This window comes from Streptomyces sp. NPDC111606 (genome assembly GCF_055656945.1).
On record NZ_JBVKBY010000002.1, the window covers coordinates 38,864 to 56,357 of the forward strand.

At 70.1% G+C, this 17,494-nt stretch carries 16 protein-coding genes; 10 read left to right on the top strand and 6 right to left on the bottom strand.

What is annotated here, in order from left to right; genetic code table 11:
• The first annotated feature begins 119 nt into the window (after window positions 1-119).
• The 4 genes from ACZ7M7_RS08120 to groL all read left to right on the top strand — a co-directional run bounded on the left by ACZ7M7_RS08120 (window position 120) and on the right by groL (window position 4,375).
• Entirely contained in the window at window positions 120-1,124 is a 1,005-nt protein-coding gene (locus tag ACZ7M7_RS08120; RefSeq protein WP_472114086.1) for a polysaccharide deacetylase family protein, read from the top strand.
• A complete protein-coding gene (locus ACZ7M7_RS08125) occupies window positions 1,121-1,963 on the top strand; it encodes a polysaccharide deacetylase family protein (RefSeq protein ID WP_472114089.1) in 843 nt (280 codons plus the stop codon). The genes ACZ7M7_RS08120 and ACZ7M7_RS08125 overlap by 4 nt, the downstream gene beginning before the upstream one ends.
• A gap of 359 nt (window positions 1,964-2,322) precedes the next feature.
• On the top strand, window positions 2,323-2,631 hold the full coding sequence (groES, locus tag ACZ7M7_RS08130) for a co-chaperone GroES (RefSeq protein ID WP_003998759.1): 309 nt from the start codon (window positions 2,323-2,325) through the stop codon (window positions 2,629-2,631).
• Between the two features lie 118 nt (window positions 2,632-2,749).
• Entirely contained in the window at window positions 2,750-4,375 is a 1,626-nt protein-coding gene (gene groL, locus ACZ7M7_RS08135; protein ID WP_383611944.1) for a chaperonin GroEL, read from the top strand.
• Between the two features lie 101 nt (window positions 4,376-4,476).
• Here groL and ACZ7M7_RS08140 read toward each other — a convergent pair whose 3' ends face one another.
• From ACZ7M7_RS08140 to ACZ7M7_RS08150, 3 genes are all read right to left on the bottom strand, one after another.
• A complete protein-coding gene (locus ACZ7M7_RS08140; RefSeq protein WP_383611942.1) occupies window positions 4,477-5,169 on the bottom strand; it encodes an ester cyclase in 693 nt (230 codons plus the stop codon).
• 91 nt (window positions 5,170-5,260) lie between these two features.
• Window positions 5,261-6,034 carry an SDR family NAD(P)-dependent oxidoreductase gene (locus ACZ7M7_RS08145; RefSeq protein WP_383611940.1) on the bottom strand — a complete coding sequence of 258 codons (774 nt, stop codon included), beginning with the start codon at window positions 6,032-6,034 and terminating at the stop codon, window positions 5,261-5,263.
• Window positions 6,035-6,131: 97 nt separating this feature from the next.
• Complete coding sequence (locus ACZ7M7_RS08150) at window positions 6,132-6,800, bottom strand: MOSC domain-containing protein (RefSeq protein WP_383611937.1); 669 nt, start codon at window positions 6,798-6,800, stop codon at window positions 6,132-6,134.
• A gap of 81 nt (window positions 6,801-6,881) precedes the next feature.
• Here ACZ7M7_RS08150 and ACZ7M7_RS08155 point away from each other — a divergent pair, with 81 nt between their 5' ends.
• Window positions 6,882-7,787 (top strand): LysR family transcriptional regulator, encoded by a 906-nt coding sequence (locus ACZ7M7_RS08155; protein WP_383611934.1) that lies wholly within the window; start codon window positions 6,882-6,884, stop codon window positions 7,785-7,787.
• A gap of 62 nt (window positions 7,788-7,849) precedes the next feature.
• Here ACZ7M7_RS08155 and ACZ7M7_RS08160 read toward each other — a convergent pair whose 3' ends face one another.
• A complete protein-coding gene (locus tag ACZ7M7_RS08160; RefSeq protein WP_383611931.1) occupies window positions 7,850-8,179 on the bottom strand; it encodes a WhiB family transcriptional regulator in 330 nt (109 codons plus the stop codon).
• 381 nt (window positions 8,180-8,560) lie between these two features.
• Here ACZ7M7_RS08160 and ACZ7M7_RS08165 point away from each other — a divergent pair, with 381 nt between their 5' ends.
• The 4 genes from ACZ7M7_RS08165 (at window position 8,561) to ACZ7M7_RS08180 (ending at window position 12,980) form a co-directional block, all read left to right on the top strand.
• Window positions 8,561-9,172, top strand: coding sequence for a response regulator transcription factor (locus tag ACZ7M7_RS08165; protein ID WP_003948568.1), 612 nt, complete (start codon window positions 8,561-8,563; stop codon window positions 9,170-9,172).
• Window positions 9,173-9,492: 320 nt separating this feature from the next.
• Complete coding sequence (locus ACZ7M7_RS08170) at window positions 9,493-10,080, top strand: sigma-70 family RNA polymerase sigma factor (protein ID WP_328424507.1); 588 nt, start codon at window positions 9,493-9,495, stop codon at window positions 10,078-10,080.
• A gap of 164 nt (window positions 10,081-10,244) precedes the next feature.
• Entirely contained in the window at window positions 10,245-11,750 is a 1,506-nt protein-coding gene (guaB, locus tag ACZ7M7_RS08175) for an IMP dehydrogenase (protein WP_472114095.1), read from the top strand.
• Between the two features lie 105 nt (window positions 11,751-11,855).
• A complete protein-coding gene (locus tag ACZ7M7_RS08180; protein WP_328879858.1) occupies window positions 11,856-12,980 on the top strand; it encodes a GuaB3 family IMP dehydrogenase-related protein in 1,125 nt (374 codons plus the stop codon).
• 75 nt (window positions 12,981-13,055) lie between these two features.
• On the opposite strand, the gene ACZ7M7_RS08185 is transcribed toward ACZ7M7_RS08180, so the two are convergent.
• Window positions 13,056-14,264 carry a nucleotide sugar dehydrogenase gene (locus ACZ7M7_RS08185; protein WP_472114099.1) on the bottom strand — a complete coding sequence of 403 codons (1,209 nt, stop codon included), beginning with the start codon at window positions 14,262-14,264 and terminating at the stop codon, window positions 13,056-13,058.
• A gap of 263 nt (window positions 14,265-14,527) precedes the next feature.
• Here ACZ7M7_RS08185 and ACZ7M7_RS08190 point away from each other — a divergent pair, with 263 nt between their 5' ends.
• On the top strand, window positions 14,528-16,234 hold the full coding sequence (locus tag ACZ7M7_RS08190) for a glycerol-3-phosphate dehydrogenase/oxidase (RefSeq protein WP_383611922.1): 1,707 nt from the start codon (window positions 14,528-14,530) through the stop codon (window positions 16,232-16,234).
• Window positions 16,235-16,362: 128 nt separating this feature from the next.
• On the opposite strand, the gene ACZ7M7_RS08195 is transcribed toward ACZ7M7_RS08190, so the two are convergent.
• Window positions 16,363-17,454, bottom strand: a complete 1,092-nt coding sequence (locus ACZ7M7_RS08195) for a serine hydrolase domain-containing protein (protein ID WP_472115179.1) — start codon at window positions 17,452-17,454, stop codon at window positions 16,363-16,365.
• Window positions 17,455-17,494: the final 40 nt, after the last annotated feature.

Genomic DNA, 17,494 nt, shown 5'->3' on the forward strand with positions numbered 1-17,494 from the left:
GGTCATTGTCCGCCAGCCGGCGGACCGGCCGCTCACTGTGGGCCAGTCGGTGGATGGTGCGTCTCGCCACGGCGGTGTCGGCCCGGCTTCGGGCCGGGCGCCTGCCAAGATCCCGCACCATGCGACTAGTAGTACAAAATGACAAAAGTAGCCCCAATGGGGCATCCGCAGGGCGGTGTGGCCGGGCGGCGGCAGGTTCACGGGCCCGCGGAGCAGTCGCCGTGCTCGCCGTCGCCGCCATCGCCGCGGGCTGCGCACCGGCGGGCACAGGCGCATCCGGGCCCGCACACCCCACCCCGAGCCGGCAGCCCCTCAAGGCGCCGCCCCCGGCCACCAGTGCGGGCCCGCACGCCGGGAACACCCCCGGCGCGCACCCGAAGAAGTTCAAGTCGGCGCAGTCCGTCGCCGCCCGAGCCGCCGCCGCAAAACGCTGGGGCCTGCCGAGAATCCCGCTCACGCCCCCGCCCCCACCCGCCACCAAGCCGAAGATCACCACGCGCGAGGGCTTCGAGGTCGACGGGCACGAGGAACTCGGTCTCCCGCCGGTGTTCACGACCATCCCCACCAAGCAGCGGGTCGTCTTCCTCACCATCGACGACGGCGCCGAGAAGGATCCCGTCTTCCTGCGGATGATGGACGACCTGCAGGTGCCGTACACCGCCTTCCTCAGCGACTACGTGATCAAGGACGACTACAGCTACTTCAAGCGGATGCAGCGCAGTGGCGTGGCCCTGAACAACCACACCCTCCACCACCCCTACCTCCCCGCCCTCTCCTACCGCCGCCAGCAGTACGAGATCTGCGGCATGCAGGAGATCATCGAGGAGCGCTACGGCAAGGCCCCGCTGCTCTTCCGCCCGCCCTTCGGGAACTACGACAAGGACAGCCTGCGCGCCGCGAAGTCGTGCGGCATCGAGTACGTCCCGCTGTGGAACGAGGAGGTCTTCGTCGACCACTGGGAGTACCGCGAGTGGGACCAGAAGATCCGATCGGGTGACATCGTCCTCACTCACTTCCGGGGCAGGGGGGACTGGAAGGGCACAATGCCCGACATGATCCGCCGGTTCCTGAACAAGGTGACGGCCGAGGGGTTCGCGGTGGCCCGGCTCGAGGACTACCTGTGAGGCGGACGCCCGGTCTGTGGGCCGTGGCGCTCCTGGTGCTGGCTTCCTCAGTGCTCGCCGGGTGCGCGCAGCCGACCGGCCCGGTCGGCCCCGGCGGGGCGAAGCCGGGCGACAGGGCGGCCCACAGCACACGGTCGGCGGACAGCCCGACGCACACGACACAGCCGTACCGCCGCTGGGGCCTGACCACCCCACTCGCCGCGCCACCGCCCCCGCCCGGCCGTCGGCTGCGGCTCGGGCCGCCCGGCGGCCACCCACTGCCCGTCGTGCATCGCGCGCCCACCCGTGACAAGGTCGTCTTCCTCACCTACGACGACGGCGCCGAGAAGGACCCCCGCTTCGTCGACATGGTCCGTGAACTACGGCTGCCCGTCAGCATGTTCCTCACGGACAGCGTGGTGGGCCCGGGCTACGGCCACTTCGCGCGCCTGCGCTCGGTGGGCGCGTCGATCCAGAACCACACCCTCGACCACGCCGCCCTGCGCAGTCTGCCGTACGCCGGCCAGCGCGCCGAGATCTGCGGCCAGCAGAACAAGCTCCGCGCCCGCTTCGGCATCCGCCCCCGCCTCTTCCGCCCGCCCTACGGCACGTACGACACGACCACACTCCGTGCCGCGGCCCACTGCGGGGTGACGGCGGTCGTGCTGTGGCGGGCGGCCATGGAGGGCGACGGCGAACTGACGTACGCGCACGGCCCCGGACGGCTGCGGGCCGGGGACATCGTGTCGGTCCCGTCGGCCGAGCCGGCGGGGCTGACGCTGAGAGAGCGGACGACGAGGCTGCTGCGCGAGATTCAGGAGCGGGGCCTGACGGTGGGCCGGTTGGAGGACTACATCTGAGGGCCAGGCGTCTGAGGGATCCTTTTGGCGCCGGTCCAGGCAAATTCAGCCCGTCCGGCGTTTGAGGACGAGGCCGTCCAGGCCGATGGCGGGGGTCTGGGGGCGGCAGCCCTCAGGCGGCCACGGCAACACCGTTCACCCAAAGCGCGCCCGGTCACCCGAACGCGGCACAGCAAGCGCAGCGAATTAGCAGTCCGCTTGACCGAGTGCTAATCGCGGTCATAGTCTCGGGTCTGGCACTCCCCACTGGAGAGTGCCAACTACGCGACGGGCAGGTCCGGCACCCGCGACGACGGATCCACCTGGTCGCCACCTCAGACAGTTAACCCCGTGAGATCTCCGAAGGGGGAGGTCGGATCGTGACGACCACCAGCTCCAAGGTTGCCATCAAGCCGCTCGAGGACCGCATTGTGGTCCAGCCGCTCGACGCCGAGCAGACCACCGCCTCTGGCCTGGTCATCCCGGACACCGCCAAGGAGAAGCCCCAGGAGGGCGTCGTCCTGGCCGTGGGCCCGGGCCGCTTCGAGAACGGCGAGCGCCTGCCGCTCGACGTCAAGACCGGCGACATCGTGCTGTACAGCAAGTACGGCGGCACCGAGGTGAAGTACAACGGCGAGGAGTACCTCGTCCTCTCGGCTCGCGACGTGCTCGCGATCATCGAGAAGTAAGACACCTCAAGCATTTTTGCTTCCAGCTGCGCCCCTGGCCCCCGCGACCACATAAGAAGCCGGGCGCCCGGGGCGCAGTGTCTTTTTAACCCACAGATTCGAGAGGGCTCCCGCTGTCATGGCGAAGATCCTGAAGTTCGACGAGGACGCCCGTCGCGCCCTCGAGCGCGGCGTCAACAAGCTGGCCGACACGGTCAAGGTGACGATCGGCCCCAAGGGCCGCAACGTCGTCATCGACAAGAAGTTCGGCGCGCCCACCATCACCAACGACGGCGTCACCATCGCCCGTGAGGTCGAGGTCGAGGACCCGTACGAGAACCTCGGCGCCCAGCTGGTGAAGGAGGTGGCGACCAAGACCAACGACATCGCGGGTGACGGTACGACCACCGCCACCGTGCTCGCCCAGGCGCTGGTGCGCGAGGGCCTGAAGAACGTCGCCGCGGGTGCTTCCCCGGCGCTGCTGAAGAAGGGCATCGACGCGGCCGTGGCCGCGGTCTCCGAGGAGCTCCTCGCGACCGCCCGCCCGATCGACGAGAAGTCCGACATCGCCGCCGTCGCCGGTCTGTCCGCCCAGGACACGCAGGTCGGCGAGCTCATCGCCGAGGCGATGGACAAGGTCGGCAAGGACGGTGTCATCACCGTCGAGGAGTCCAACACCTTCGGTCTGGAACTGGACTTCACCGAGGGCATGGCCTTCGACAAGGGCTACCTGTCGCCGTACTTCGTGACGGACCAGGAGCGCATGGAGGCCGTCCTGGAGGACCCGTACGTCCTCATCAATCAGGGCAAGATCTCCTCCATCGCGGACCTGCTGCCGCTGCTGGAGAAGGTCATCCAGGCCGGTGCCTCCAAGCCGCTGCTGATCATCGCCGAGGACGTCGACGGCGAGGCCCTGTCGACCCTGGTCGTGAACAAGATCCGCGGCACCTTCAACGCGGTCGCGGTCAAGGCCCCCGGCTTCGGTGACCGCCGCAAGGCGATGCTGCAGGACCTGGCCGTCCTCACCGGCGCCACGGTCATCTCCGAGGAGGTCGGCCTCAAGCTCGACCAGGCCGACCTGGACGTGCTGGGCAGCGCCCGCCGCGTCACCGTCACCAAGGACGACACCACGGTCGTCGACGGTGCCGGCGACTCCGCGGACGTCACGGGCCGCGTCGCCCAGATCAAGGCCGAGATCGAGAACACCGACTCCGACTGGGACCGCGAGAAGCTCCAGGAGCGCCTCGCGAAGCTGGCCGGCGGCGTGTGCGTGATCAAGGTCGGCGCCGCCACCGAGGTGGAGCTGAAGGAGAAGAAGCACCGTCTGGAGGACGCCATCTCCGCGACCCGCGCTGCGGTCGAGGAGGGCATCGTCTCCGGTGGTGGCTCCGCTCTGGTCCACGCCGTGAAGGTCCTCGAGGGCAACCTCGACAAGACCGGCGACGAGGCCACCGGTGTCGCGGTCGTCCGCAAGGCCGCCGTCGAGCCGCTGCGCTGGATCGCCGAGAACGCCGGCCTGGAGGGCTACGTCATCACCTCCAAGGTCGCCGAGCTCGACAAGGGCCAGGGCTTCAACGCCGCGACCGGTGAGTACGGCGACCTGGTCAAGGCCGGCGTCATCGACCCGGTCAAGGTCACCCGCTCCGCCCTGGAGAACGCCGCCTCCATCGCCTCCCTCCTCCTCACGACCGAGACCCTGGTCGTCGAGAAGAAGGAAGAGGAGGAGCCGGCGGCCGGTGGCCACGGCCACGGGCACGCCCACTGAGCCCAGCAGCTCACGCGCGCTGAGCCCAGCGGCTCATACGCACGCAGAAGGCCCCGGTCCCGCACTCCCGTGCGGGACCGGGGCCTTCCCCTTCGCGGGCTTCACTCGCCGAGTACCCCCAGTTGCTCCAGGAGACCCGCCCGGTCGTAGAGCCAGCGGCTCTCGCGGATCCTGCCGTCCCTGAACCGCTGCCAGGTCATGCCCTGCATGGCCACGTCCTGCCCGGTCGGCAAGATCCCCAGGAACTCGGCCTTGTGCCGCGCGACCCACGTCCACCGGGTGCACACCTGGTCGCCCTGGGCCATCTGGTCGTCGATCCGGAAGGTGAAGTCGAAGGCGCCCCGCCACCCCGCATACACCTCGCGCATGCCGTCGACACCCTGCACGGGCCGCGGATACGACGGATCGTGATCCACATAGTCGTCCGTGAGGTGCTCACCGATCCGCTCCGGCGCCATCCTGCCCATGGCCTCGAAGAAGGTCCGCGCCGCCAGGACGTTCAGCTGCTCGTCGCGCACCACGTCCAGATCGGTGAAGGTGGGCGGCTCGTCACAGAGCGCCACCATCTCCTGGAAGATCCTGCCGGTCTCGGGCAGATCGGAGTTCCGCATGGCCTCGTCGTACGACGGAAACTCCACGATCTCGATGAAGTGCGACGCGTCGGACCGGTCCTTCCCGATGACGTCGTGCGTCGCCGTCCGCTTCCCCTTGGTCTGTTCGACCCACCTGTCCATCAGCCGGTTCATCTCGTCGAAACGGCTGGTCCTGCAGTCGATGAGCTGTACGAAGGTCATGGCGTCGTGGCCTCCCGGTCATGCTGGGTGCGGCTGGACACCACCATTTTCCCACCGCGGCGGCCCGGGCGCCCGGCCCTGCCCAGCGCGCCTACTGCGGTCCGTACTTGCGCCCCGTCCGCGAGCTGATCCCCCCGAGCACCCCCCGCGGCACCAGCTTCGCCGCGCCCAGCAGGACCTTGTAGCGAGGGTCCGGAATCGACACCGTCCTGCCCTTCGCCAGATCGTGGAGCGCAGCCGCGACCAGCTTGTCCGCGTCCAGCCACATCCACCCCGGGATGTTGTCCGTGCCCATCCCGGCCCGCTCATGGAACTCGGTCCGCACGAACCCCGGGCACAGCGCCATCAGCCGCACCCCGCTCCCGGCCAGATCCCGGGCCGCGCCCTGCGTGAACTGCACGACCCAGGCCTTGGACGCGCCGTACGTGCCGCGCGGTACGAAGGCCGCCACGGAGGCGACGTTCACGACACCGCCCCGCCCCCGCTCCCGCATCGCCTCCGACGCAGCCGACGTCAGGCGCAGTACCGCCTCGCAGTGCACCTTGAGCATCTTCAGCTCGTCGGCCATGGAGACGTCGAGGTAGCGGCCCTTGTTGCCGAAGCCGGCGTTGTTGATCAGCAGGTCGACCGGGTTCCTGCGGTCGCCGAGGCGGGCGGCGACAGTCTCGATGCCGGTGTCCTCTGCGAGGTCGGCCGTCAGGACCTCCGCTTCGATGCCGTGCCGGTCGTGCAGTTCGGTCGCCTGCTCGTGCAGCCGCTTGGTGTCCCGGGCCACGAGCACCAGGTTGTGTCCGTCGGCGGCCAGCCGCCGTGCGAAGGCCGCGCCGATGCCCGCGGTCGATCCCGTGATGAGAGCCGTTGTCATGGCGCAAGGTTAATGACCCGGAGTCTGCGCGTCCGCTCTCTGCACAGGGCCTCCCAGTCCGTGAAGCCCTGGCGAATACCAGGCAGGTGAGCCGCGGTCAGACCCCGTGCTGCGACACATACTTCCGAGCCGCCGCCAGCGACTCCGGATGCAGCGTGTCACCCGCCGCCAGCAGCCGCGGCAGCAGCTTCCGCTCCGTCGTGACGGCCCGGAACTGCAGCGCCACCGTCACGTCGTGATCCGGGCGGTGGATGATCTCCATCGCGTCGCCCGCCCGGATCTCACCCGGCTCGATCACCCGCAGATACGCGCCCGGCGCGGCCTTCGCCGTGAACCGCTTCACCCACTGCGTCTCACCCAGATGGCCCTGAAAGGTACGACAGGGAATCCGGCCGCACGTCACCTCCAGCACCACCTCGGGCCCGATCCGCCAGCGCTCCCCGATCAGCGCACCGGACACGTCCAGGCCGGACGTCGTGAGGTTCTCGCCGAACACGCCGTTCGCCAGCGACCGCCCCAGCTCGCGCTCCCAGTCGTCGAGGTCCTCGCGCGCGACCGCGTACACGGCCTGGTCGTCGCCGCCGTGGTGCCGCTTCTCGCACACCGTGTCCCCGGCCAGCCCGCTCCCCCCGACGCCCTTCGGCCCGGGCGCCGCCACCAGGACCGGCCCCGCCGCCGGCTGCTTGTCGATGCCGGTCACACCGTCGGCGTGATCCGTGTACGGCACCGCCTTCGCGCGGCCCAGATTCACAGACAGAAGCTTCATGACGGCACGGTAAGCGACGTACGTCCAAAGTGTCGACGCATTATTCGGCGCGTACTCCAAGGTTCGCTTATGCTCGATTGTGTGCTCGAAGCCCGTCACCTCCGTGTCCTGCGCGCCGTCGCCACCACCGGTTCCTTCTCCGCGGCGGGGCGCGAACTGGGCTGCACCCAGCCCGCTGTCAGCCAGCAGATGAAGGCACTGGAAGCAGCCGTCGGCACACCCCTGCTGATCCGCACCGGACGCGAGATGCGGCTGACCCAGGCCGGCGAGGCGCTGGTGCGGCACGCCGCCGGGATCCTGGCGGGACTCACCGCCGCCGAGGAGGAGGTCGCCGCCATCGCCGGGCTGCGGGCCGGCCGCGTGCGGCTCGTCTCCTTCCCCAGCGGCAGCTCCACCCTCGTCCCGACCGCCCTCGCCGCCCTGCGCGCCGCGCACCCCGGCACCCGGGTCTCCCTGGAGGAGGCCGAGCCGCCGAAGTCCGTCGAGCTGCTGCGCGAGGGCGACTGCGACGTGGCCCTCGCCTTCCGCTACGAGGGCGCGGCCCAGGAAGGGGAGTGGGACGACCTCGTCGTACGTCCGTTGCTGACGGATCGTCTCGTCGGCCTCGTACCGGAACGGCACCGGCTCGCGCGCACCGCGTCCTCCGGCTCGGTCGCCATCGGGGAGCTCGCGTCCGAGCCCTGGATCGCCGGATGCCCGCGCTGCCGAGGGCAGTTGATCGAGGTCTGCGAGAGCGCCGGCTTCACGCCCCGTATCGACTTCGCCACCGACGACTATCCGGCGGTCGTCGGCCTGGTCGGCGCCGGCCTGGGCGTGGCCGTCCTGCCCCAGCTCGCCGTCGAGTCAGTACGGCCGCGGGGGGTGCGCATGGTGACGCTGGAACCGGCGGTCCGGCGGGAGATCGTCGCGCTCACCCTGCCCGACCTCGCGCAGGTGCCGGCCGTCGCGGCGACGCTGGAACAGCTGGCGCGGGCCGCCGCCCGCTAGAGCCTGCTGCGCCGAAGAAGAAGGGCACGCGTGCGCGTGCCCTTAGGTGCAGAAACGTTCCTTCAATGGTGTGAGCCGGATTCGCCGCCGGCCGTCGAGGCCGAGACCAGCCGGTTGCGTGCCCGCCCCATGAGTTCCTCGCGCTCGTCCTCGGTCAAGCCGCCCCAGACGCCGTACGGTTCGCGCACCGCCAGCGCGTGTGCCGCGCACTGCGCGCGCACCGGGCACCTCATGCAGACCTCCTTGGCCGAGTTCTCTCGAGCGCTCCGAGCCGCACCGCGCTCGCCCTCCGGATGAAAGAAGAGCGAACTGTCCACCCCGCGACATGCAGCCAGCAGCTGCCAGTCCCACAGGTCCGCGTTCGGTCCGGGAAGGCGGGAGAAATCTGCCATTGCGTGACCCCTTGTAGCCGTTCTGGGCGGATACGGTGTCTACGACCGTACATCTACGATCTAAGAAGATGAAAATATGACTCATTGCGAATCTAGCCCCAAACGCCGTGAAACGGGAAGAAAAAGGGCTGAATGGGGCATGGGTTGTGATGAAACATTGAGGGTCCGTCGTGCATGTCTGCCTCGTGTCCGCCCCCTCACGTAGAGTGCCGAAGACGGCACATGGCCCCGTAACTCTTTCGAGTGACCGTCGTTGAGAGGGCGGAGGCGGTTGAAGGAACAAGCGCTCGGGCACGCGTCCGAAGCGGTCGACCGCACAGGTGACGATTTCGTACCAGCCTGGAGGCTCAAGGTGACGTGCATCAGCTGCGGAGGGCGGCCATGACATCCGTCCTCGTCTGCGACGACTCCCCGCTTGCCCGAGAGGCGCTCCGCCGCGCGGTCGCGACCGTGCCCGGCGTCGAGCGCGTGACGACGGCGGCCAACGGCGAGGAAGTCCTCCGCCGCTGGGGCGCCGACCGCTCGGACCTGATCCTGATGGACGTACGCATGCCCGGTCTGGGCGGCGTCGAGACCGTGCGGCGGCTGCTGTCCGCCGACCCCGGTGCGCGCATCATCATGCTCACCGTCGCCGAGGACCTGGACGGCGTGGCCCTCGCGGTCGCCGCCGGTGCCCGCGGCTATCTGCACAAGGATGCCTCGCGTGCGGAGTTGCGCGCCACGGTGACGCAGGCGCTGGCCGACCCCACGTGGCGGCTCGCCCCGCGGCGGCTGCGGTCCGCCGAGATGGGTGCGGCGCCGACGCTCACGGCGCGTGAGATCCAGGTGCTCGAGGGTATGAGCCATGGTCGTTCCAACGCGGAGATCGGTCGGGAGCTGTTCCTGTCCGAGGACACCGTGAAGACGCACGCCCGGCGGCTGTTCAAGAAGCTCGGCGCCTCGGACCGGGCGCACGCCGTGGCGCTCGGATTCCGGTGGGGTCTGGTTCGCTGAGAGCTCGGTCCTGCGGGCCGTTGCTGTGTACGGGTCGTTTGTGGCCGGTCGCTCCCACGCGGCGGAGTCGCACAATGTCTCGCCCCGCGCCCCTTTTGGGGGCGCGGTTGCGGGGCGGGTCAAGGGGTCCTGTCGGCGCCCGGTGCTCGTTTCGCCGCGGATGCCGCATCCTTGAGAATGTGGAGTCTCTCGGGGACGAGTCGGTCGAGCGGAAGGGGAGGGCGCAGGGGATGAGTTCTGCCGCACCTGCTCATAACGCTTCGGTGCACAACGTCGGACACGATGCCACGGACCAAACGGCCGCAAGGCACCATGGACCGATGCGCGAGGACGAGGCAGCTCATGCCCACGGGGCGATCGGAGCACTCGTCCATCGCGCCGTGGACGGGGACGAGCAGGCCACGCACGATCTGCTCGCGCACGTCCACCCCCTGGCCCTGCGCTACTGCCGCACCAGGCTGTCCCGGCTCCCGGGCGATGCCCGGCACTTCGTCGAGGACCTCGCCCAGGAAGTCTGCGTCGCCGTCCTCCTCGCGCTGCCGCGCTACAAGGACACCGGCCGCCCCTTCGAGGCGTTCGTCTTCGCCATCGCCGCGCACAAGGTCGCTGACCTGCAGCGGGCGGCGATGCGGCACCCCGGTTCCACCGCGGTTCCGTCCGACGAGATGCCGGAACGCCCGGACGACTCCCTCGGCCCGGAGGAGCGGGCGCTGCTCAGCAGCGACGCCGAGTGGGCCAAGAAACTGCTGGCCAACCTGCCCGAAAACCAGCGGGAGCTGTTGCTGCTGAGGATCGCGGTGGGGTTGACCGCGGAAGAGACGGGTCAGATGTTGGGAATGTCACCCGGCGCCGTCCGGGTTGCCCAGCACAGGGCGCTGAGCAGGTTGCGCGCGCTGGCCGAGCAGTAGCGCTCGTCAGTGCTCCCTTGAGTGCGCCCCCAAATGAACAGGGCTCACTCCGGTTCCGTACGAACATACGAAGCCCGGGGTCGGCCGCAACCGTGGAATTTGCGCCCCATGCTTCCCGTTAGCATGGACATCCGCACCGATCAAGGCCATTTGGGGAAGGTGTCATGACTGCCAACGTCGACGGAGTGCCCGGTAAATTCGCAACCCTCGGGCTGACCTACGACGACGTGCTGCTGCTGCCGGGTGCATCCGAGGTGCTCCCCAACGCGGTCGACACCTCGTCCCGCATCTCCCGCAACGTCCGTGTGAACATCCCGCTGCTCTCGGCGGCCATGGACAAGGTGACCGAGTCCCGCATGGCGATCGCCATGGCCCGCCTGGGCGGCGTCGGCGTGCTGCACCGCAACCTGTCCGTCGAGGACCAGGTCAACCAGGTCGACCTGGTGAAGCGGTCCGAGTCCGGCATGGTCACCGACCCCATCACGGTGCACCCCGAGGCGACCCTCGGCGAGGCCGACGCCCTGTGCGCCAAGTTCCGCATCAGCGGTGTCCCGGTCACCGACCCGGCCGGCAAGCTGCTCGGCATCGTCACCAACCGCGACATGGCCTTCGAGACGGACCGCGACCGTCAGGTGCGCGAGGTCATGACGCCGATGCCGCTGGTCACGGGCCATGTCGGCATCTCCGGCAGCGAGGCGATGGAGCTGCTGCGCCGCCACAAGATCGAGAAGCTTCCCCTGATCGACGAGGCGGGCGTCCTCAAGGGCCTCATCACGGTCAAGGACTTCGTCAAGGCCGAGAAGTACCCCAACGCGGCCAAGGACGCCGAGGGCCGGCTGCTCGTCGGTGCCGCCGTCGGCGCCAGCCCCGAGGCCCTGGAGCGCGCCCAGGCACTCGCCGGGGCCGGCGTGGACTTCCTGGTCGTCGACACCTCGCACGGTCACAACAGCAACGCCCTGAGCTGGATGTCGAAGATCAAGTCGAGCGTGGACGTCGACGTGATCGGCGGCAACGTCGCCACCCGCGACGGCGCCCAGGCGCTGATCGACGCCGGTGTCGACGGCATCAAGGTCGGTGTCGGACCGGGCTCCATCTGCACCACCCGCGTCGTCGCCGGCATCGGTGTCCCGCAGGTCACCGCCATCTACGAGGCCTCCCTGGCCGCGCGCGCCGCGGGTATCCCGCTGATCGGCGACGGCGGCCTGCAGTACTCCGGTGACATCGGCAAGGCGCTCGCCGCCGGCGCCGACACCGTGATGCTGGGCTCGCTGCTGGCGGGCTGCGAGGAGTCTCCGGGCGAGCTGCTGTTCATCAACGGCAAGCAGTTCAAGTCGTACCGCGGCATGGGCTCCCTCGGTGCCATGCAGTCCCGCGGCCAGGGTCGGTCGTACTCCAAGGACCGCTACTTCCAGGCCGAGGTGGCCTCCGACGACAAGCTCGTGCCCGAGGGCATCGAGGGCCAGGTGCCCTACCGCGGCCCGCTGGCCAACGTGCTGCACCAGCTCGTCGGCGGCCTGCGCCAGACCATGGGCTATGTGGGCGCCGCCACCATCGAGGAGATGGAGTCCAAGGGCCGCTTCGTGCGGATCACCTCCGCCGGCCTCAAGGAGAGCCACCCGCACGACATCCAGATGACGGTCGAGGCGCCGAACTACAGCCGCAGCAAGTAGTCGGCAGACTCCTTCGAGGGCGGCCCCGGGTGCACCGGGGCCGCCCTTGTCGTACCCGTCGGCGATACTGGAAGACGCTGAACGCATCAGGGAAAGGCCATAGACGTGACTGAGATCGAGATCGGGCGCGGCAAGCGCGGGCGCAGGGCGTACGCCTTCGACGACATCGCCGTCGTCCCCAGCCGCCGTACGCGGGACCCGAAGGAGGTCTCGATCGCCTGGCAGATCGACGCCTACCGCTTCGAGCTGCCCTTCCTGGCCGCCCCCATGGACTCGGTTGTCTCCCCGGCCACCGCGATCCGCATCGGCGAGCTCGGCGGCCTCGGCGTGCTGAACCTCGAGGGCCTGTGGACGCGGTACGAGGACCCGCAGCCGCTGCTCGACGAGATCGCCGGGCTGCCCACCGAGGCCGCCACGCGCCGTCTCCAGGAGATCTACGCCGCTCCCATCAAGGAGGAGCTGATCGGGCAGCGCATCAAGGAGGTGCGCGACGCGGGCGTGGTCACGGCCGCCGCGCTCTCCCCGCAGCGCACGGCCCAGTTCTCCAAGGCGGTCGTCGACGCGGGCGTGGACATCTTCGTCATCCGCGGTACGACGGTCTCGGCGGAGCACGTCTCCGGTTCGCACGAGCCGCTGAACCTGAAGCAGTTCATCTACGAGCTCGACGTCCCGGTGATCGTCGGCGGCTGTGCCACGTACACCGCGGCCCTGCACCTGATGCGCACCGGCGCGGCGGGCGTCCTGGTCGGCTTCGGCGGCGGCGCCGCGCACACCACGCGCAACGTCCTGGGCATCCGGGTGCCGATGGCCACGGCGGTCGCGGACGTGGCGGCGGCCCGCCGTGACTACATGGACGAGTCCGGTGGCCGGTATGTGCACGTGATCGCCGACGGCGGTGTCGGCTGGTCCGGCGACCTGCCCAAGGCGGTCGCCTGCGGTGCGGACGCCGTGATGATGGGCTCCCCGCTCGCCCGCGCGACCGACGCGCCGGGCCGGGGCCACCACTGGGGCATGGAGGCGGTGAACGAGGAGCTGCCGCGCGGCAAGAAGGTCGACCTCGGCACCGTCGGCACGATCGAGGAGGTCCTGACGGGCCCGTCCCACACTCCGGACGGCTCGATGAACTTCTTCGGTGCGCTCCGGCGGGCGATGGCCACGACCGGGTACAGCGAGCTGAAGGAGTTCCAGCGGGTCGAGGTCACGGTCGCGGACTCGCAGCACCAGCGCTAGCCGCTGCGCGGTTACGTCAACGTCAGGGAAGGGCCGGTCACTCCGAGTGGGGTGACCGGCCCTTTGCGTGCCCCATCACAGCCGATGCGCCGCCCCCGTGGGCGCCGCGCCCCGCGTGTCCAGCAGCAGCTGTGCCTTCACGGACAGGCCCTGCAGGTCGTACGTCCGATGCTGCTGGAGCAGGATCGTCAGGTCGGCGTCCGCGACAGCCTCGTACAGGGCGTCCGCGCGCGGGACCGGGCGGTCCAGGACGTTCCAGGACGGGATGTGCGGGTCGTGGTAGCTGACGCAGGCGCCCAGCTCCATCAGGCGGATCGCGACCTCCTGGGCGGGCGTGGACTGCTGGTCGGCCAGGTCGGGCTTGTAGGTGACGCCGAGCAGGAGGATGCGGGCGCCGCGCGCGGACTTGCCGTGCTCGTTGAGCAGGGTGGCGGCGCGCTGGACGACGTAGCGGGGCATCTGGCTGTTCACCTGCTGGGCCAGTTCGACCATGCGCAGGGTGCGGCCGGCGGGGCCGGCGAGGTCCTGGGGAACGGCGTGGCCGCCGACGCCCGGCCCGGGGCGGAAGGCATGGAAGCCGAACGGCTTGGTCTCCGCGCAGCGGATGACGTCCCACAGGTCGACGCCCAAGTCGTGGCACAGGACGGCCATTTCGTTGACCAGGGCGATGTTGACATGCCGGAAGTTGGTCTCCAGCACCTGCACCGTCTCCGCCTCGCGCAGTCCACGCGCGCGTACCACCTTGTCGGTGAGACGGCCGTAGAAGGCCGCGGCCGACTCGGTGCACGCGGGCGTGAGGCCGCCGATCACCTTGGGGGTGTTTGCAGGCGTGAAATCGCGGTTCCCGGGGTCGACGCGGCTGGGGGAGTAGGCCAGGTGGAAGTCGCGGCCGGCGCGCAGTCCGGAGACCTCTTCCAGGAGGGGGCGCAGGACGTTCTCGGTCGTGCCCGGAGGTACGGGCGACTCCAGGATGACGGTGGTGTGCGGGCGCAGCCGCGTGGCCAGGGTGCGGGCTGCCCCCTCCACCTGGCTCAGGTCCAGCCCGCCGTCCGCGCCGCGCGGGGTCGGCGCGCAGATGACGGCGGTGCGCACACGGCCGAGCTCGGCGGGGCTGGTGGCATGCCGGAAGCCCCCCGAGAGCATCCGGCGCAGTTCGGCGGGGCTGAGGGAGCCGGCCTCGGGCCCGGTCCGGTAACCGAGCGTGGGGATGCCGGCCGCGACGGCGGCCTTCGCCAGGGGCAGGCCGTGCAGGCCAAGTCCGATGACGGCGAGATCTGAGGGCATGGCGTGGGCCGTCCTTCCCAGTAACCGAAGCGGGGCAGGTGCGCAAGCCCTGTGGACAGATCGAGGGAGCGCAATGTCAGACTAGGAGTAAATATGACCGATTTGCGGCATTGAATGATCGCGTTTCCGTGAGTGTTGTCCACAGGCTGGGGGCGAGTGGTGGCTGAAGCCGGGCAACCCGGTCAGAATTTGGGCATGAGGGGGTATGAACCGGGCTTCGCCCGACGGGTGCGGCCTACGCGATAGATCAGCGGGAGGCAGCGGTGAGGACAGCGACACTGGGGCCGGCGGAGCGCGCCGAGTCACTCGCATCAATGGCCGAGCGGGAGCTGGACCTACTGGTCGTGGGCGCCGGAGTGGTGGGCGCAGGCACCGCCCTCGACGCGGCGACCCGCGGACTGTCCACCGGCCTGGTCGAGGCACGTGACTGGGCGTCCGGCACCTCCAGCCGGTCCAGCAAGCTGATCCACGGCGGCCTGCGCTATCTGGAGATGCTCGACTTCGCGCTCGTGCGCGAGGCCCTGAAGGAGCGCGGTCTGCTGCTGGAGCGGTTGGCGCCGCACCTGGTCAAGCCGGTGCCGTTCCTGTACCCGCTGCAGTACAAGGGCTGGGAGCGCCTGTACGCCGGCTGCGGCGTCCTGCTCTACGACGTCATGTCGATGGCCCGCACCCATGGCCGGGGCCTGCCCATGCACCGCCACCTGAGCCGCGGCAACGCCCTGCGCGTCGCCCCCGCCCTGAAGAAGGACGCGCTGGTCGGCGCGCTGCAGTACTACGACGCACAGATGGACGACGCCCGCTATGTCGCCACCCTGGTGCGTACGGCGGCGGCCTACGGCGCGAAAGTTGCCAACCGCGCGCGTGTGGCCGGGTTCCTGCGCGAGGGCGAACGCGTCGTCGGGGCCCGCGTGCAGGACGTCGAGGGGGGCGGCGAGTACGAGATCCGCGCCAAGCAGATCGTCAACGCGACTGGTGTGTGGACCGACGACACCCAGTCGATGGTGGGGGAGCGCGGACAGTTCCACGTCCGCGCCTCCAAGGGCATCCACCTGGTCGTGCCCAAGGACCGCATCCACTCCTCGACGGGCCTGATCCTGCGCACCGAGAAGTCCGTGCTGTTCGTCATCCCCTGGGGCCGGCACTGGATCGTCGGCACCACCGACACCGACTGGGACCTCGACAAGGCCCACCCGGCCGCGTCCAGCGCGGACATCGACTACCTGCTGGAACACGTGAACTCGGTGCTGGCGGTGCCGCTGACGCGGGACGACGTGGAGGGCGTGTACGCGGGACTGCGGCCCCTGCTCGCCGGAGAGTCGGACGCCACCAGCAAGCTCTCGCGCGAGCACACCGTGGCCCACCCCGTGCCCGGACTGGTCGTCGTGGCCGGCGGCAAGTACACGACGTACCGGGTGATGGCCAAGGACGCCGTGGACGCGGCCGTGCACGGGCTCGACATGCGGGTCGCCGAGTGCGTCACCGAGGACATTCCGCTGCTGGGCGCGGAGGGATACCGGGCGATGTGGAACGCACGCGCGCGGATCGCGGCGCAGACGGGAATCCATGTGGTGCGGGTGGAGCACCTGTTGAACCGGTACGGGTCGCTGGCCGAGGAGCTGCTCGAGCTCATCGCCGCCGATCCCGCGTTGGGCGAGCCCCTGCAGTCCGCCGACGACTATCTGCGCGCCGAGATCGTGTACGCCGCCTCGCACGAGGGGGCCAGGCACCTGGACGACGTGCTGACGCGGCGGACGCGCATCTCGATCGAGACGTTCGACCGTGGGACGCGGTGCGCGCGCGAGGCGGCCGAGCTGATGGCGCGGGTGCTGGGCTGGGACAAGGACCACATCGAGCGCGAGATCCAGCACTACGAGAAGCGGGTGGAGGCCGAGCGGGAGTCGCAGCGGCAGCCGGACGACCTGACGGCGGACGCGGCGCGGCTGGGGGCGCCGGACATCGTGCCGCTGTAGCGCTCCGGGGAAGGGGCCGGCGGCGGTCGCCGGTTCCGGGCGATGCGGGCAGAGCATCGGCGGGACCGCGGAACGTCACCCGAACGGGCTACGGAGGCCGGGATATCTGCTCGGATCTCGGCCGTTCATCAGGTGCGGGGGCAGAACTCGGCAGCGAGCAGTCGGCGTTCGAGACCGGGATCTGCGATCGCCGTCGTGTTCACCCGGAAGGTCAGGACACGACGTCCGCCGACGGTGGCCGCGGAGCGCACGTAGCTGCCGGATATGCGCCCGTTGTGCCCCCATACGACGGTGCCGCACGGCAGCTTCACGGGGAAGAGCCCCATGCCGTACGAGCCATGCGCGGCACGGGTGTCGAGCATCTCGCGCAGCCCGCGCGAGGGCAGCAGGCGGCCGTCGAGCAGCGCGGCGTAGAAGCGGTCGAGGTCGGCGAGCGTGGTCACCAGCTCGCCGGCCGCGCCGGCCACCCGCGGGTCGAGTGCGGTGACATCGGTCCCGTCGGCCGCGTAGGCGCGGCCGTGCGGGGAGGGGAGCGAGGTGCGGGAGCCAGGGAAGGAGGTGCCGGTCAGACCCAGCGGAGCGATGACGCGGCGTTCGGCCTCGGCGGCGTAGGAGCGGCCGGTGACCTGCTTGATGACCAGGCCGAGCAGGACGTAGTTGGTGTTCGAGTAGGAGTAACTGCCGGGGTGGGCAGGGGGGTGGGTGAGCGCGATGCGGACGGCCTGAAGCGGAGTGGCGGGGACGATGCCCCCGGAAGCGGCGGCGAAGTCGTACAGGCCGCTGGTGTGGGTCAGCAGGGAACGAAGGGTCAGCGCGCGCCCGTCGTTGCCCGCCCCGCGCACCAGTCCCGGCAGGTGCTGCTCCACCGTGTCGGAGAGGGACAGGCGCCGCTCGGCGGCCAGTTGGAGGACGACCGTCGCGATGAAGGTCTTCGTGATGCTGCCGGCCCGAAAGTGGTCGGTGCGGGCGATGCCCTGCCCGGCCCGGGCATAGCGGGTGCCGCCGTCCTCGCGGGCCAGCAGGGCCGCGGCGGGGGCCTTGCCCCGGGTGACCAGCAGGGACAGCAGGGCGTTCGCCGCCGGTGCGCTGGAGGTCGACGAGGCGGTGCGGGCCGACGAGGAGGTCGAGGAAGTCGCGGACGGACCGAGAAGGGCCGGGGACACGAGGCACAGGACGGTCAGGCACACAGGTATGGCCAGTAGTGTCCGAAGCAGTGGCATCGCCGTTCGCGCCATGCAGGGTCCTTCCCTTGTCGCGGGT

Bases quoted from the DNA above. Each gene is read 5' to 3' on its own strand.
- groL (WP_383611944.1), top strand. From the start codon at position 2,750: ATGGCGAAGATCCTGAAGTTCGACGAGGACGCCCGTCGCGCCCTCGAG.
- ACZ7M7_RS08195 (WP_472115179.1), bottom strand. From the start codon at position 17,454: ATGCCACTGCTTCGGACACTACTGGCCATACCTGTGTGCCTGACCGTC.
- ACZ7M7_RS08170 (WP_328424507.1), top strand. From the start codon at position 9,493: ATGCGCGAGGACGAGGCAGCTCATGCCCACGGGGCGATCGGAGCACTC.
- ACZ7M7_RS08145 (WP_383611940.1), bottom strand. From the start codon at position 6,034: ATGACAACGGCTCTCATCACGGGATCGACCGCGGGCATCGGCGCGGCC.
- ACZ7M7_RS08150 (WP_383611937.1), bottom strand. From the start codon at position 6,800: ATGAAGCTTCTGTCTGTGAATCTGGGCCGCGCGAAGGCGGTGCCGTAC.
- ACZ7M7_RS08165 (WP_003948568.1), top strand. From the start codon at position 8,561: ATGACATCCGTCCTCGTCTGCGACGACTCCCCGCTTGCCCGAGAGGCG.
- ACZ7M7_RS08160 (WP_383611931.1), bottom strand. From the start codon at position 8,179: ATGGCAGATTTCTCCCGCCTTCCCGGACCGAACGCGGACCTGTGGGAC.
- guaB (WP_472114095.1), top strand. From the start codon at position 10,245: ATGACTGCCAACGTCGACGGAGTGCCCGGTAAATTCGCAACCCTCGGG.
- ACZ7M7_RS08185 (WP_472114099.1), bottom strand. From the start codon at position 14,264: ATGCCCTCAGATCTCGCCGTCATCGGACTTGGCCTGCACGGCCTGCCC.
- ACZ7M7_RS08120 (WP_472114086.1), top strand. From the start codon at position 120: ATGCGACTAGTAGTACAAAATGACAAAAGTAGCCCCAATGGGGCATCC.
- ACZ7M7_RS08140 (WP_383611942.1), bottom strand. From the start codon at position 5,169: ATGACCTTCGTACAGCTCATCGACTGCAGGACCAGCCGTTTCGACGAG.